Origin of the sequence: Prosthecodimorpha hirschii, from assembly GCF_001305515.1 — a bacterium.
GTDB classification, from domain to species: domain Bacteria; phylum Pseudomonadota; class Alphaproteobacteria; order Rhizobiales; family Ancalomicrobiaceae; genus Prosthecodimorpha; species Prosthecodimorpha hirschii.
Window position 1 is genome coordinate 1 of record NZ_LJYW01000006.1, and the last position, 16,324, is coordinate 16,324.

General features: G+C 64.4%; 8 protein-coding genes. 2 read left to right on the top strand and 6 right to left on the bottom strand.

Features of this window, described 5'->3' with window-relative positions:
* Window positions 1-3 precede the first annotated feature (3 nt).
* The 6 genes from ABB55_RS28515 to ABB55_RS28540 form a co-directional block, all read right to left on the bottom strand.
* Window positions 4-1,680, bottom strand: coding sequence for a DEAD/DEAH box helicase family protein (locus tag ABB55_RS28515; RefSeq protein ID WP_200912151.1), 1,677 nt, complete (start codon window positions 1,678-1,680; stop codon window positions 4-6).
* On the bottom strand, window positions 1,677-3,482 hold the full coding sequence (locus tag ABB55_RS28520) for a phospholipase D family protein (RefSeq protein ID WP_054362472.1): 1,806 nt from the start codon (window positions 3,480-3,482) through the stop codon (window positions 1,677-1,679). The genes ABB55_RS28515 and ABB55_RS28520 overlap by 4 nt, the downstream gene beginning before the upstream one ends.
* Window positions 3,479-4,732, bottom strand: coding sequence for a DUF6361 family protein (locus ABB55_RS28525; protein WP_083464297.1), 1,254 nt, complete (start codon window positions 4,730-4,732; stop codon window positions 3,479-3,481). The genes ABB55_RS28520 and ABB55_RS28525 overlap by 4 nt, the downstream gene beginning before the upstream one ends.
* Before the next feature lie 63 nt (window positions 4,733-4,795).
* Window positions 4,796-8,137, bottom strand: coding sequence for a DEAD/DEAH box helicase (locus ABB55_RS28530; protein ID WP_054362473.1), 3,342 nt, complete (start codon window positions 8,135-8,137; stop codon window positions 4,796-4,798).
* Between the two features lie 14 nt (window positions 8,138-8,151).
* A complete protein-coding gene (locus ABB55_RS28535) occupies window positions 8,152-11,544 on the bottom strand; it encodes a UvrD-helicase domain-containing protein (RefSeq protein ID WP_054362474.1) in 3,393 nt (1,130 codons plus the stop codon).
* Window positions 11,544-14,198, bottom strand: coding sequence for a PD-(D/E)XK nuclease family protein (locus ABB55_RS28540; RefSeq protein WP_054362475.1), 2,655 nt, complete (start codon window positions 14,196-14,198; stop codon window positions 11,544-11,546). The genes ABB55_RS28535 and ABB55_RS28540 overlap by 1 nt, the downstream gene beginning before the upstream one ends.
* Before the next feature lie 228 nt (window positions 14,199-14,426).
* On the opposite strand from ABB55_RS28540, the gene ABB55_RS28545 reads away from it, so the two are divergent.
* A complete protein-coding gene (locus ABB55_RS28545; protein ID WP_054362476.1) occupies window positions 14,427-15,311 on the top strand; it encodes a BrxR family helix-turn-helix transcriptional regulator in 885 nt (294 codons plus the stop codon).
* Between the two features lie 22 nt (window positions 15,312-15,333).
* A partial coding sequence (locus ABB55_RS28550; RefSeq protein WP_152982308.1) for a DEAD/DEAH box helicase occupies window positions 15,334-16,324 on the top strand: 991 nt, incomplete at its 3' end.

Consider the following 16,324-nt stretch of genomic DNA (forward strand, 5'->3'; position numbering starts at 1 on the left):
AATTTACACCACGTTGACGGACGCGACCCTCGGGTGAAAAAGGGCGAGCGTCGGGCCTTGGTTAGGCTTCGGGTTAAGGTGCCGCTTCTTCCACGCGGCGGTGTAGGGAAGATTGCTCTTTCCAACGCATTTGCGCTCGACCTCGAGGCTGACGAGGGCTGCCAGACTTTGTGGTGTTGCCCTGAACCTACTGAAGATCAGCATCTTGGGCGATTGCGTCATCTTCGCCCATGGGCCTGAAGGCGTCCACCAGGTCAGCGATGGCAACACCCAAGGGAGCGCAAGCACCTCTGTCGGTACAAGGCTATTGAGGGCTCGCAGCTTGGCGCTCCCCCAGCCATCTTTTGGCGGCTTGAAGCAATTGGTGACCCCGAGGCGGGGAACGCTGCGTGTGGCGGGAAAGTCTATATTGCGAGAAATCTGATAACGGTCCCCCAGCGCCTGCGCAGGGAGCGGGACTGAAAGCCAATAGCTGACTGCGCTGCCGGCAAGCTTGGGCGATACGTGGTCGGTAAAATGGCGATAGACGTCGAGATCGTGGGGCTCGATCCTTACGGAGGGCGGCGCAGGCTCTCCGGCATGGTCGGAAACCGGGCGCTCGGTCCGCGACATGAGCGGTGTGAGGAGCCTCTCCAGATGATGCTTGAGTGCTTGGGCCTCTTCGATCGCCGCCTGCCGACTGTCGGCCGGCAGATGACCGATCAAATGCAAGAGATCACCAAACCGACGAAATTGGGTTTCGGCCTCTGCGCGTGCAGCCGACCCGCCCAGAAACTCGATAATCTTGAAAAATTCGACATGGGGAGCGGCTCCGACGCCATTTTCCCAGCGCTCCGCATAGAAGCGGTAGGGCGTGGCTGACAGGAGGAGGATCGGCGGCGGCGTTCCATTGTTACCCGCCAGCAGTTGGCGCGCTAAAGGGTTATCCGTGCCTGCGTCGAGCAACTCGCGATAGCATTGGAACTCGTCGAAAATCACGAGGTCGGGCGGGGCGGAATCCAAAGCGGCTTGAGCGAGCGCCTTTCGCATCCGGCCTAGGCTCTGACCATATTTGCTCGTCTCGATCGCACGCAGAATGTTCTCGCGGGCAGGCTTGCCAAATTCCGTACGTAGCGCTCGGCCATAGGCCGTCTTGAAGAGGGCGGAGACGTTGTCGAATTTGCCCTGAGCCTCCTCGCACGCCCATGGCCAGCCGGAGGTCGCGCCATATTCGATATAGCCTTCAGGAAAGGCATCGGTCAGGCCGGGGTACAGCTCATCCAACAGCAGCTTGATGAACGCACGCTCGACAGCCTTTCCGCCGTAGAGGCGCTGCGAACTGGAAAATGATGTGGTGGGCGTAAAGGCGTAGAGCCGTATCTTTTCCTTGCGCCGTTCCTCAAACGGAATGAGGCCGACGCGGTCGATGGTGGAGAGTGCGTCCTTGGCTTCGTTCTTGTCGAGGAAGCGGAGCAGCTCGACCTTGTTCTGGTCCGCGACCTTGAGCCCGCTCGTAATATAATAGACCGTGAACTTGCGCGCTTTGCTTGCCAGGGCTGCCAGCGTGTCACGGGCAACGACGGTTTTGCCGAGGCCGACCTCGTCCGCGACCAGGAACCGGCGTAGCGGGTTGCCTCCTGACAGCGCAGCGGTTGCAGCCCTGACCGTTGCGGACTGGAAGGGTTTCGATCTGGCGCTCATGAGGCAAGCCGCGTCCGCGCGATGGCCCAGATCTGCACAAGTTCGTTCAAGTCAGCTTTTTCCCTTTCGCTCAGATTCTCACCGTGGGCGAGAAGGGCGTCGACATAGGGCGCAAAATGACGATCGGCCCGACCGAACGCCTTGCGGTCGCGTGCCCAAGCCGTGAGGATATCCTCGAGCGTGAGGCGGTCGTATCCCAAGCTCTGGGGGCGGTTGCTCTGCACCCCGGCGTCTTCATCCCATGCGCCACCGCCGACGGGCAGTGTGTCGCCGCTGAGAATCGCGCGCATCCAGTCATGAAATGCACGAAGCCCCATGTGGCTGGCCAGCGCGGCCAGATCACGCTGTTCTTCGAGCGGCGGATCGACGGTGACACGCTGCATCCATCGCAAAGCGCCGTCCGGTCCGCTGATCCGAGCCTGAATGAAGGCGGACTGGAGTGACAAGGGGATCGTGCCAAGATCGAGGCGGACGGCGTCCGTCTGCCAAGCCAGTAGGGCGCCATTTGCAGGTCCGGCGTGCAGCACGTGCTCGGGATAGGCAAGCAAGGGAACTGCCCCCGCATCGATCGAGAAGCGTTCCCCGTCTCGACGCAGAACCGGGTTCCAGGATGCCATCAGCACTTTGCGCGACTCTTCCAGGGCATCGGCCGCGCTCGTGCTGGGCGGATCGGCGACGGCGAGTTCCTCGATGGTGACCGGCGTCGCTTTACCGATCAGGAATGCCAGGCCGGAGCCGAACGCTTCGCCGGCCTCGAGTTCGACCATGATTTCCGCGTTGCGCCCCGACCAGGCCCTCTCGGTCGCATTGGCGCTCCCCACTCTCAAGATGGTCTTCTCGCCCGAGTGGAAGCAAAAAATCTTGGCATGCAGAGCAAGGGGGGCCGGCTCCGCATCATCCTCGGACGCGGGCTCGACGCCTGGCAGCGCGAGCGGAGCTTCGTCAACGAGCACGTCTGGCGCAGTATAGGCGAGGATTTTGGAGAATCCGTCCAGCGGCTTGCCGGGCCGCCTCGCCATGTCCGTGAGGGCCGGCATCGACGAAATCAGCGTTCTGGATCCAGCCTTGCCCCAGCCACCTGCCTTCTTCACAAAATCGGGCGACAAGAACGGACTGATGATGGTTATGCCATCGACCGCGCCGGCTGGTGGTTCCGATGGCAGAGCAACGCCTTCATCCAGTCCATTGAGCAGGCTGCGCAACTGAAACCCGTCTGGGGCGTCCCACCAGACCGCCTCCAGTTGCTCTGCGATGCCATCGGCATCCTCGCGCGACGCGGAGCGCGCGAGGATGGCCCCGAGTGCTCCGATGCCTGGGAGCCGAACTCGTCCTTTCGCGCGCTTTTCGCTGCCGTCCAGCAAAACGCCCGCGTCGAGATCCTGCGATCGGGTGAGGTTCCGGCTGCCAATCCAGAGCTTCCAGCGGGTTTCCCCTTTGGGACCGTTGTAGGCGACCAAAGCAATCTTTGGATGCCAGCTGCGCTCTAGTTCATCGTAAGGCTGCTCGACGATGAACTGATCGAGGATGCCCGCGATACGGGGAAGCGCTATCGGCCGCGCTATCCGACCGCGCTGGATTATGATCCTGACGCGATCGCGCAGCTTGTCGATCGCCTCGGAAAAATCGACCGCCGTGCCGCTGCCCTTGTCGTTGTTGCGAGCAATCAGGGCGAGCAACGCCGCCGCGACCGCCGACAGATCGACTGAGTAGGTCGCAAACAATGCGAGCTTGACCGTCTCCAGTCGCCCAGGCCGCATCTCGTCGAGATAGGGTTGACCGGACCATGCCTGAGGATCGCTCATGCGACGTCTTCCAGATCGCGCAGGAGCCGCTTCACATTCCCCCAGCGATAATGGAGCGGCTCGGCGCGGCCATGGGGCTCGCCTTGCCATTCCATACGCCGATCGACCCCGAACTGATTGCTGGCGAGACGCGCGCGATTGTCTTTCCTGCTGACTTCCGCCCGCGCGTACACCTCGAGAAGCTGCATGGGGTCCTTGCCATTCGCCCTGACCCAGGCCGAAGTTTCTTTCAACACACCCTCCACCGCAGGCGGGAGGTGGCCGATTTCGGCGAGAAACAGGTCCATATCCAGCCGAGCGGCCTGCTTGCCCCATTGCTCGATCGCGTCGTTCAGTTCGGCGCGGTGCAAATTTGGCTGTGGCCGCTTGTCGCGGGTTTCCTTGAGCGTCTCGACCTGAGCCGCATAGATCGCCCTGCCGATGGCCGAAAGCGCGGCAGCCTGGCCGGCCCGCTTCAGCATGGCGGCTTCCCTGCCGGCGAGGGCTAGGATTTCGTTGTCCCAGCAGTGATCCGCCCCGCCGAGTGGTTTTCCAACCAATTTCGACAAGAGCGACGGCTCACTTGGATCGGTCGGCGAGCGAACGGCGCGGAGTTTGGTCGCGAGATAGATCTGCTCTGGGGGTAAAAGGTCGAGCGCTAGTTTTCCTTGGTCATCCTGGGAATACCGGTCATTCCAGTCACCCCAAGAATCCCAGTCCCTGGGTGCATCGATCAGCCCCGAGATGGGCCAGGCGACTGTTTCTAGGGGCTTTCCGTCATCGTCATGGTGCGCGCGCTTGCTGGACGCTGCCAGGAGCTTCGCCATGTCCGGGCGGCTCCACGGCCGGCCATCGGGGCGGGCGCCGATCAGTCCCCATTTGGTGAGCGCCGTCCAATAGACATAGGCTGGCGGCTGACTGATCGTGCGGGGGAAGACCTCCCCTCCGATCACGCCATCCTTCTCGCCGCCCACGCCCTCGACATATTTGAGCCGGCCGGTCAGCTCATGTTCGAGATCAGAAAAGGCTTGGCCAAAATCCTTGGGAACAGGGCGTTTCGTCCGCAGGCTTTGGTAAAGCCAGGGGATGAGAAGCGCGTAGCGCAGCCGTGTGTGCAGAACCGATGTGCCGGGGAAGAAGTGATCTGCGTAGCGCTGGTGGACGATGAGGAAACCAACCTCATCGCGCACGCCCGCCGCGCCGCCGAACATCATCTGTTCGGCCTGGCCCAGCGCTTTGCGCGATAAAAAAGTGAACCCAAAAGTTGACACGAAGCCTGCCCCCAAGGCTTGAGAAAATTCACAGCATAAGAAGATTTCCGATGCCCCTAGGCATCATTCATTTCCAATAACTTTCAGCCTCATGGCGCGGGTTTCGAGTAGGTAGGTTTCGACGCCGGCGAGCAGATGCAGGCCTTCTTCGCCGATGGCTTGTCGGGATAGCCCCGGCTGCACAATGCGGACGTCGAACTCGAAGCGGTGATCTTGCCACCCGACCTTGAGCTTCTTGATCGCGGCGGCTGAGCCCTGCTCGATTCGCGAGCTGAGACCACGGTCGCGGCGCATCTTTTCGCGTCGCAGCATGTGTTGAAGCATGCGGTTTGGCCGGTCGCGCCACCGAGCGGATTTCTGAGCCTGTCCGCAAACCTCATAAAGGTCTCCGAGGCGCGCACCTGGCGTATCCGCCCCTGAATATTTGCAGTGGTACAGGGTCACGGAAACGACGCTGTCAGTTATGCGCAGCGCCACGACATCGGCGATTTCGCCTTTGCCATCATCGTCGAAGATCACGTCATAGGGATCTGGGTCGGCCAACAGGGTGTCGATGACCAGACGCTGGACAGAGTCAGCGCGCTTGTCCGTGCCCTGGGATTCGACGCGAATATTGGCCTTTGACCAATCCCATGCCTCGATCTTGTCTGACGGGTACGGCTCGATCGTTTCGCCCTCGGGCAGGGTGTAGAGATGGCTGTAGATGAGAAGCGAGCCATCACCGAAGTCGATCTGAGGTGAGTCCTCGCCGAAGGATTCCGAGAGCGTCTGGACCTTGCCGCCGATCTTGATCGTCGCCTTGGGGCCGGCGCGTTGGGGGTAACGGGCGTGGCCGTCGCTGAAGACGATCTCGAACTCGGCCGCGTGGTCGTCGCTTCGCACGGCGAAGCGCAGCGGCCCGGTGCGCGCGTTATCGAGCAACTCGATATCGCATTCGGCGAAGGTTACCGGCACATCGCCAAACGAGATCTCAATCCGCTCCTCGAACTGCGTGATCAGAGATTCAGGCCAATGGATCGCCACGGGCGGAACAGCCGGTCGTTGGCTGATCTGGTGGGGGCGCATCGCGCTCTTGAAGACGCCGTCGGTCGTGATGCTGGGATCGTTCACGGTGCGGCCGACATCCTGGCACCAGTCCACCCAGTCGGTCAGGTCATGGACTTTGGCGCTGGACCAGAACTTGCCCTTGGCCGAGCATCCCCGTGAAGCAGGAAGGCCTTCGAGGAAGCCGGTGGCGAAGATGTTGTTCTTGATCCTCGACTGGGACTTCGCGCTGTCGAGGCCATCGGCGACATCCACGCCCATATACATCGAATAGCGGACGCCTCGTCCCTGATGGTGGGTGAGGCCGAGATTGCGCAGGATGAGCCGCTTGAACCCGTGGAGGCTGCGGAACACTTCCTCGCCTTCCACGCGGCGCGTCGTATCGCCACAAACCGCCTTTGCGAGCCGGTCAAACGGCCCCTTTGCAGAACTGCTGATATAGAGCACGCCGCATGCCTGATCCCAGTGAAGCATGTGCAGGTCCCAGGTGACGTTCACCGCCTGCTGCGCGGAGGTCCAGCGTGCCTGCTCCTCCGCCCGCGTCACGAAGATCGCGACCCGTTGATGCGGGTTGAGCTTCATGCCGAGATAGACGCCGGGGTCGTAGAGTTCTTCAGCGCGAAAGGGATCCCAAGCGTCGCAAGAGGTCCGGTACAGGACCGCGTTCATTTTCGGTTCCAGGGTCTGGAGCGGAATGTCGCTCAGATCTCCCGAAAAGCCCTTGAACATTTCCGCGCGGCGAACCTGGCGTTCGATCTTTGCGGAACTGAGCGCCTCCACCAACGCATTCCAGTCGGCGTCTTCAGCGTAGAGCTTGGCCAGCGCGCGATCGACATCGTCGATGCCGGTATTGGCGATCACCGTAGCATCACCCAGCCTCGGGTCCTGGCGGGTGAAGCGGCCGACGAACTGGATCGTCACCGCAACGCTCTTGTGATGATCGTGCAATGCAGCGATCTTCAGCTCGGGCAGGTCGAAGCCCTCGCCGAGCATATCGACGCAAACGATGATCCGGCTCTCAAAACGGCGTAGCGCGGCAAGATTTTCGCGCCGTTCCTTCAGTGATTGCTGGCTGTGGACTATGACTGGCCGAAAGTCTGGATAGATCGCCGCATAGAGCCTGTGCAGGTGCTTGGCGCGTTCGATCGTGTTGCAGCGGGCCATCGCAAGATGATTGAGGCCAGCATCCAGGTCGGTGGCGAGCACTTCGCCGAGCTTGTCGATGATGGCCTGGTCCGCGTCAGGCTGGTCCAGACCGAAGACTGCTTCGAAGCGGATCGGCTTGAAATAGCCCTCCTGCTGCGCCTTTTTTAGCGGGTAGGTGTAAATGAACTCGCCATCGACGCGGCCTCCGTCCTCGCGAAACGGCGTAGCGGTGAACTGGATCACTGGGATTGGTGGCTCGTGCTCGACGAAGAGCCCGCGGAAGGACTTCCACGTCCGTGCCCCGATATGATGCGCCTCGTCGATAAAGAGCGCTGAGGCGCGGGCCGCCATCCGCTCCTGCACCGGTGCCTCGGCGCGGCCAGCGATCTGCATCGTGGTGACAATGACATTGGCGCTGTCGAAGATTTCGTCGACTTCGGCCTGGCTGGTCGGAATATGCGAGAGCCGCATGACCAAAGGGAAGGCTGCGGTCTCATCGAGGCATTTCTGCTGCTTCAGGACGCCGAAGGTCTCGAATTTGCTCGCGATCTGCTCGCGTAGCGCGTCGGTCGGCACCACCACCAGCAGGCGTTCGAACCGCTGGTTGGCATTGAGCGCCAGCATTGTCTCGGTCTTGCCCGTGCCCGTCGGCATGACGATGGTGGCCGGATCGGTCGATCGCGTCGCGTGGGCAAGCGCGGCATGAAGCGCGCCGACCTGTGGACGCCGCAAGCCAGGCTGCGCCGGCTGGCCGTCCGCCGCGGCTCGCCCCTCGCGCAGATGAATCGCGTCGATCCAGGAAGCGGAGACAGCCTTCAGGCGCTCGCTGCGCGCGGAACGATCCAGCGTGTCGATGCTGGTGGGCGGTACATTCATCCACCGGCCTTCACCCAGTTCGAGCGCCGCAGCGATCCGTTCCGGCTCCGTTGCGCCGGGCACAAGGAGAATGAGATCGGCTTCCAATGGCGTGGTCGTCTTCGCGCTGATGATCTTCAGAATCTCGCCGGATTCCAGGGTCGTCTCGTGACCATTGACACGGCGGATGGCGAAGGGACGCAGTCGGCACCGCACACGCTTCGCCGGAACAGCCAACTGACGCACAGGGCTTCCCAGCACCTTGCCGTCAACGGCAAGCCGAGCCGGCAGCAGGAGTTCGATCTCGGGGTTGAAGAGATCGTCCTGGTTGGAGCCGGTGGGGCGCTTGCGGGAGGCCATCGTTTCTCCCTCCGTCAGGCTGCCACGGTCTGTGGCGAGGGCGAGACGACGATGACCGTTCCCTTCGTCATCAGGACGATGAGCCCGCGCTCGGCGCTGGTCATGTCGAGATAGGCCCGTACCTGAGCCCGATAGTGTTCGAGCGCCTTGTCGTCAGGGTTCACGTCGCTTTTCCAGTCCACCACCACGACCGGCCGGCCGTCGACGTCGACGGTCAGGGCGTCGGCGATCCCGGCCGTCACGGTCTCCACGCCGTCGGCCTCTTCTGCGGCATAGACAGGAAGCTCGGCCAGAAGATCGGGCCGTAGAGCTGCGATCTCGGGCAGCGCCAGGGTCCGGGCCACACAGGTCGCCAGCTCCTGCGCCGACAGTCCCGTTGCCGGATCGGCGACCGGGGATTGGCCGAGGGCGCGGATGAGGTGGCCAGCCCGTTCGACCAGGGCAGCTTCCGCTTCCGGGGTTTCGCCGGTCAGCACCTCTTCCATCAGTTTATGCAGGATAAGCCCGCGCTCGCGGCCGCCCTGCACGAGGGCGGCGGCTTCGAGCTCGGGCAGCTCGTCGTCGGCCGCCCCCGGCCAGAGCGCGACTTCCTCCTCTCGCAGCACGGTCCCGGTGGCGTCCTCGTCGCGGCTGGGGGCGAGCCAGGTCAGCCGGGTCTGTGCGGCGGCGATGCTTTCGGCTTCGGCGGCGAAGCTCGCCCGCGTCTGGCTGTTGCCCGCGCCGGCGCTGCTCGGCGTGAGGTCGGCCGGCAGATGGGAGAGGTCGATGCCCGGCAGATCGGCGAGCGACAGATCGACGAGACCGATCCATGCGGATTTGGCGGGGGTGGTGTCGAGTCGGGGCAATACCAGCAGTTCGCGCGCGCGGGTGGCCGCAACATACCAGAGCCGGACGCGCTCGCGGTCCAGCTCGTTCTTTTCGGCCTCGCGCGCGGCTTCGTAACCCTCGGGCTGCACGCCGAGGACCGGGCAATAGAAGGTTTCGGTCTGCCGATCGATGACCGCGCTCTCGGGCGCCATGACGCCGGTCATGGTGTTGACCGGAATGACGATCGGCCATTCGAGCCCCTTGGCCGCGTGCATGGTGAAGAGCGCGACCGCCTCCTCCTGCGCGTCCGGTCGGCCCTCGACGGCGCGCGCCTCGTCCGACCAGGCAGCCGTCATGGCTTCTGCGAAGGCACGCAGGCCGCGCACGGCATAGCCGGTCGACAGGCTGAGATAGAGATCAACATTGGCGAGCGCTCGCTCGGCTTGGCCGCGATGGCGCTCAAAGAGAAGCGGGCGGACGCGCATGACATCCACTGCCTGCGACAGCAGTTCGTGCGGCGTCGTGCTGTTGCCACGCCGGGAGAGCGATTGCAGCCGCTCGATGACCTCGCGGGCGAGCGGATGGGCGATCACGGCGGGGGCGATGCTGAGATCCAGACGCGGAATCCGATCCGGCTGTTCTTCCGAGCGCGGCAGGCTCCAGATGATGTCCAGCAACTCTTCTTCGGTCAGGCCGACCAGAGGTCCGCGCAGCAACGCGCCGAGCGCCAGGGTGTCGCGGCGATCGGCCAGGGCGCGGGTCAACGCGATCAGGTCCTGGATTTCCTGGCGGCGGAACAGACCCTTGCCGGCCTGGGTCGCCACGGGGATGCCGCGGCGCTCCAGGGCTTCCTCGTAGCGCCACAGTTCCGCGCCGGTGGGCGCCAGCAGGGCGATGTCGCCTGGCAGACAAGGCCGCTTGGCACCGCTGCGACGGTCAACGATCGGATGGCTTTCGATCAGCCGGGCGCACAGCTCGGCGATGGCGTCGGCTTCGGCGTCCCGCTGTTGCTCGGCGCTGGCCTTGCCGTTTTCATCGGCTACGGCGATGTCGAGGGCCGCCACGCAGACTCCGCCGCGATCGTCATGGAATGGGTCCAGTGCGGTGAAACCCGGCTGTCCATCGGCCGAGAGCACGGCCTCGAAGCGCTCGTTGACGAAAGTCAGGATCGAGGCGCAGGAGCGGAAATTGGTCGAGATCGACAGCAGGCTGTCGGGGGCCTGGGCGCGAAAGGCGTCGCGCGCCTGGACATAGGCGCCGACGTCGGCGCCGCGAAAGCGATAGATCGCCTGCTTGGGATCGCCGACCAGGAACAGCGCGCCAGGCCGGATGTGAAAGCCCGTCCAGTCATTGGCGTCGTCGACGGGCTCACCGCACAGACGCCAGAAGATCTCGGTCTGCAAGGGATCGGTGTCCTGGAACTCGTCGACGAGGACATGGGCGAAACGCTGCCCGAGTGCGCGACGAACAGCATCATGGTCGCGCAGCAGATCGCGGGCGGCGAAGATGAGGTCGTCGAAGTCCAGTTGGGCGCTGGCCCGTTTGTGATCACGGTAGCGCTGCAGGATCGGGCGAGCCTCCTCGATCAGCGCCGCCAGAGCGTGGCCGGCGGTGGCCTGCATGAGCGCCCCCCAGGCATTGCAGGAGGTGGTGTAATGCGCTTCGGCCGCGTCGTTCAGCCGATCGCCGTCGGCCTTGGAGAGGCCCGCTTGTTTGGCTGCTGTCGCCCATTTGCCCTTCTTGCGGTAGGAAGCGAACGCGCCAGCCTTGGTGCAAAGGTCAGGATGGGGCCGCGAAGTCAGGAGCCGGACGAGGCCGGCGGGCGTCGCGGAATCAGGCGCGTTCGCAAGGGCCGTCGCCATTTCGGCCAGACGCTTCACGATCGTCACCGTTTCCGGTTCAGCCGCCGCCGTGCCGTTCATGAAGTCCGCAAAATCGGCCGTCGCTTGCCGGAACGCTGTCATGTGGCCGTCAAGGGGAGAGATTGGCGGGGCTTGGAGCGTGCGGCGGCGGCGCAGATTCTCGGCGGTCTTGTGGATGAGCGCCACGGTCTCGCCGGGGCTGTGCAGCACCATTTCGGCCAGGAGGCCGCCCTGGCCGCCGGACAGGCGCTCGCGCAGCCAGCCATCGACGATCTCGAGGAAGGTGAGGTCGGCCTGGTTGCGATCCATGACGCCCGCGCCGGGGTCAATGTCGGCCTCCGCCGGATAGGGCTTGATCAGGCGTTGGCAAAAGCCGTGGATGGTCGAGCAGGTGATTTCGTCAATCGCGGCGCTGGCGGCGGCGAGATTGGTCAAATGAGTCTCCGACAGCCCATCGGGCAGCGCCACCCGCAGTTCGGTCGCGATCTTGCCGGCCGAGAGGTCGGCGACGAACTCGCGGACACGGGACAACAGCTCGCTCGCGGCAAGCTCGGTGAAGGTGACGGCGGCGATGGAACGCGGCGCGACGCCTTGCGCCAGCATGGCGGCGATGCGGCCGGCCATGACAGCGGTTTTGCCCGAACCGGCGCCGGCCTCGACCAGGATCGAGCGGTCGTGCAGGCTGATGGCATCGCGGCGGGCACCGTCATCCTTCAGCATCTTGGATACGTTGCTCATCATTCCGCCTCCCAGACCTGAGCGACTTCGCCCAGCCGCTCCGTCGCGGCCGGCATCTTGCGTTTGCAATAGGTGGCGCCGGCATTGGCCGGCAGGGCGAAGGCGAGATCGTCGTAGTCGCCGCCCGTATCGGGACCAGGCAGGGCTGCGCCGCCGGCGAGACTGGTTCTCGCGGCGCGCAGATAGCCAGTGATCTCGGTGAGCACAGCCTCGGGATCGTCGAGCTGGAGGTCGACCGGCTCGCGCGGATAGAGCAGTGAGGCGCTGATGGCGACGTCGTCGCCGAGGAGCGCCTTCACCGCGAACGCGTAGAGGCAGCGCTGAAGCTCGCGTCCGCCGTTCAGGCGGATGTCGCCGCGCGGCGGCCGGCCCGTCTTGTAATCACGGACGAGGGCGCGCTTGCCGTCGCCCGAGATGTCGAGTCGGTCGATATAGCCGGCGATGTTGAAGCCGGTGTCAGGAATCGTGACCGGCAGGCTCACATCCCAGGGTACGTCAGCGTTGGTCTTCGGCTCCGAGCCGCCGAAGGGCACCTCGCCATAAGCGCGCGCGCCGGGCAGTGCATCGTCGCCATAGATGAGGGCGCGGCCTGCCAGCACGCGGGCATCATCGAGGGTGCGCCCCCAGATGACGGCCGGTGGAACCGGACGTTCGCTTTCCCAGTCGGTGGCGACGGCTTGGGCCGCCCGGCCCACAGCCGCCTCGATGGCTTCAGTGGCGGCGCTGGCCAGCCCGCCTGCGGCTTCGAGATCGCGCAGGGCTCGGTCGAGTACCATGTGGACAAGATCGCCGATTCCCAGCGCATCGAGCACGAGGGGTTCGGCGCTGCTCTGCGGCTCGCGCCACCCGAACCCGTAGACCCACACGAAACTGAGCGGGTTGCGTAGCAGGCGGCGCAGTGAGCTGGCCGACTGGGTGCGGCCAAGAATGGCGAGCATGAGCGGATGATCCGCGCGCACCAGCCCGTCATGGGCGGTAATTTCCGCCTGCCGCCAGTCGCGCCAGCAGCCGATCGCGCTAGTCGCCTGTGGATCGGCGGCGAACTCCTGGGGCCGCGCCATCAGCCGGTCGCTCTCACTGAAGGCGTGGGCCGGAGTCGCGTTGCGGCGCAGATAGGTTTCGTCGCCGTGCCCGGCGAGGAGGGGACTGCGTCCGAGGAGACGGCCATCGCTGTCGCGCCGGGCGCGCGAGAGAACGACGGCATCGCCTGTGGTGGCGAGGATGGTCTCGAAGTCACGGCGGTCGGCGAGGGTCACCGGCAGGGGATCGAGAATCGGTGTCGGAATGATGTGATCCGGGATCAGCCGGTCCTCGGCGATGCCGCGCGGCCAACGCGAGGAGTTGAGCCCGAGGAGGCGCACGAAGCGACGGGGCGAGGCCGCGAGCGCGCTCGCCGGCATCCAGGCGACACAGGCGCACGCCTCTAGGCCGTCATCCTGTTTCATGGTCTCCAGCGTCGCGTCGACCGAGGCGGCGGGGCCGGCGAGCAGCGCCTTGCGCCAGATCGCAAGCGCGCGGCCCTTGAGGAAGGTCTCGCCGATTTCGCTGGCAGCTTCGGGGCCTTTTGCCAGCATCTCGATCGCCGCGCGTAGCGCCGGAGTGTGATCGGCGGCTTCAGGCCAGTCTTCCGGCGCCAGCCGGGCAAACAGGCGGTTCCAGGCGGCCAGCGTCGAAAGGGGCGCATCGGTCGGCAAAACCCGCAGCCAGCCTTCAGGCAGAGCCTGGAATGCCCCACCGTCGCGGCAGAGTGTCGCCAGGCGCCGCAGACGCGATTGCGACAGGCCGCGCACGACGATGTCGGCCAGCGCAGCTGCCGCCTGTCCCTCGCGAGTGGTGACGGTGCGGACGCCGTGGACGAAGTGCAGGTCGATATTGGCGTCGGCGCGCAGGGCCAGGAAATGATCGTCATAGTCGGCGGGCGAGGCGGTCGCGATAGCGATCTTTGAGGCCGAGACGCCCGAGGCGAGCAGGGGTCGCGCCCAGCGCATCGCCTCGATAGCCTCGTGATAGGCCGTCGCCGCGCTGACGGCGCCGACCTCCGGCGCTTGCCCCGGTGTGCGCACGATCGCGACGCCTGTGCCGTCGAGCCATGCGGGAACACTCCTTGGGCCGGCGGCCCACCGCACGGGGATGTAGGCCGTGAGGGCCTGAAGTAGCGGCCGCCAGCACGGCGAAAGCTCGGTAAGGCCGGCGATCTCCATGGGGCCAAGGACGGCGGTGGCATGATTGATGCGGGCGGTCGCAGTCGCGACGATGTCGACAGGACGCATCATGCCAGCCGGAAGCCGCTCGATGACCGCCGCTTCCAGGCGCGCGATGGCGGCAAGGCGCGGATGGTCGGCCGCGCGCATGGCCAGATCGATACCCGCGCGCCAGGCTTTGTGCAGCGTGTCGACGGCTGCGTCGATCATGCCAGGAAGATCCTTGATGCTCTCCAGCTCGCCCATCGGCGTCGCCGGCAGGGCCGCCTGGATCGCCGTGCGCAAGCTTTCGTCGTCGATGGGACGGACGAAGCCGCCGGCCAGTCGCACGGCGGCTTGCTCGAAGGACATGATCTGAAGGCCTTGGCGCTTCTCCCGTCCAGCCGCCAGACGGGCCTCCCGCATGGCGAGGCGGCCATGAACGACCAGGGTGGATCGATGTGCGATGGTCATGGACGCTCTCCTTCCGGGCGCTGCTTAGGCTTGCGGCGCCGCGCCAGCGGCGGTGACCGCCGTCCGCGTGCCGCTGATTTGAGGTTCCGGCCGGCGCGATTGCGCATCCTGCCCCTCCGAGTGCATCTGATTATCCATTGACGAAACCTCGCAGTGTGAATAATAATTACACGGACTAGATCGGGTTGTCCATCTAGTTTTTATGCTCATCTACACGAGGCTGAGGCAATGGCAGAGGCCGCGACGGCATTGAAATGGGGGGTGGGGCGCCGGCTCGAGTTCATCGAGTTCCGGCTTTTTTGGGAGGGGTCGATCAACCGCGCCGACCTCGTGGAGGTATTTGGCGTGTCGGTTCCGCAGGCGTCGAAGGACCTGACGCTCTATCAGGAGCGGGCGCCCGGCAACATGGAGTACGACACCCGCGCCAAGCGCTATGTCGCCGCCGAGCACTTCGTCCTGCGCTTTCTCGAGCCGGACCCCTATGTCTATCTCGCGCAGCTTCGCTCGGTCGCCGAGGGCGCTCTTCCCGCCCATGATTCGTGGATTGCGGCTCTGCCCAGCGCCGATGTGGCGCTGACCCCCAGGCGGGACATCGACATCAAGGTTCTGCGTAAAATCCTCGACGCCACCCGCGAGGGCGTTTCCGTCGACATCTTCTATCAGTCAATGAACAAGGTGCGGCCGGACCCTATCTGGCGGCGCATCACGCCTCATGCCTTCGGCTATGATGGCTTTCGCTGGCACGCGCGGGCTTATTGCCACCTGGAGCATAAGTTCAAGGACTTCCTGCTGCCGCGCATCCTCGATGTCGGCGCGAAAGGCGAGCCGGGGGAATCGGGCGACCGGGACTGGCTCTGGAACAACTATTTCGATGTCGTCATCGGGCCGCACCCTGCGCTGACGGCGAGCCAGAAGAAGGTTGTCGCCAAGGATTATGGGCTCGATCAGGGTAATGGCGTGCTCGCAGTCCGCTATGCGATGCTCTTTTATGTTTTGAAGCGTCTGGGTTTGCTGGGTGACGCCACGAAGCAGAGCGCCCATACGCAGCATATCGTAACAATAAACCGCAAAGAAACTGAAGCTGCGCTTGAGCGAGCGGAGCTTCAGCTATGAAAGACCTGGGGAGCGCCGGCTGATGGCGGTACGGCTTGAAGACATAAAGAATGGCGCATCGGTGCGGGGCGTGGCCTCGGCTCAGGCTGTGCATGTGATCTCGGTGGACTGGATCGGCGATCAGGCGATCAGCGTCGTTTACCGCGACCACAACGGCTCGGTGGCCGAGGCCGTTCTTTATCGGGATGACGAGCACCGGCTTGAGGTCGAGCAGAGCGGGCGGGCCTGGTCGTTCGACGCTGACGGCGCGTTGCTGCGGCTGGTGACGGAAGCCAACCGCATCAAGCTGGCGCACTATTTCGATCCGTATCTGGCGATCCACACGAGTCTGGTCGATCCGCTGCCGCACCAGATTTCGGCAGTCTATGGCGAAATGCTGCCGCGACAGCCGCTGCGCTTCCTGCTCGCCGACGATCCCGGCGCCGGCAAGACGATTATGGCCGGGCTGCTGATGAAGGAACTGATCGCCCGTAGCGACCTGGAGCGCTGCCTCGTGGTCGCGCCCGGCAGCCTGGTTGAACAATGGCAGGACGAACTCGGCCAGAAATTCAATCTCGAGTTCGACATCCTTTCCCGCGACATGATCGAGAATTCGCGGTCGGGCAATCCGTTCAGCGACCGGGACCGGCTGATCGTCCGTCTCGATGTGCTGGCGCGCAACGAGGAGCTTCAGGAGAAGCTCATGAGCGCGCGCGAATGGGACCTCATCATCTGTGACGAAGCCCATCGCATGTCGGCCACTTATTTTGGCGGAGAGGTGAAATACACCCGCCGCTATCAGGTCGGCCAGAAGCTCGGCCAGGTCTGCCGGCATCTGCTGTTGATGTCGGCCACACCGCACAATGGCAAGGAAGAGGATTTCCAGCTCTTCATGGCGCTGCTCGACGGCGATCGGTTCGAGGGTCGGTTCCGCGATGGTGTCCACTACGCCGACACCGAAGACATGATGCGGCGGCTGACCAAGGAGGAACTGCTCAAATTCGACGGTCGGCCGCTCTTCCCTGAGCGGCGGG

Excerpts from the sequence above, each read along its gene's own strand:
- ABB55_RS28515 (WP_200912151.1), bottom strand. The coding sequence starts at position 1,680 with ATGAGCGCCAGATCGAAACCCTTCCAGTCCGCAACGGTCAGGGCTGCA.
- ABB55_RS28520 (WP_054362472.1), bottom strand. The coding sequence starts at position 3,482 with ATGAGCGATCCTCAGGCATGGTCCGGTCAACCCTATCTCGACGAGATG.
- ABB55_RS28530 (WP_054362473.1), bottom strand. The coding sequence starts at position 8,137 with ATGGCCTCCCGCAAGCGCCCCACCGGCTCCAACCAGGACGATCTCTTC.
- ABB55_RS28535 (WP_054362474.1), bottom strand. The coding sequence starts at position 11,544 with ATGAGCAACGTATCCAAGATGCTGAAGGATGACGGTGCCCGCCGCGAT.
- ABB55_RS28540 (WP_054362475.1), bottom strand. The coding sequence starts at position 14,198 with ATGACCATCGCACATCGATCCACCCTGGTCGTTCATGGCCGCCTCGCC.
- ABB55_RS28545 (WP_054362476.1), top strand. The coding sequence starts at position 14,427 with ATGGCAGAGGCCGCGACGGCATTGAAATGGGGGGTGGGGCGCCGGCTC.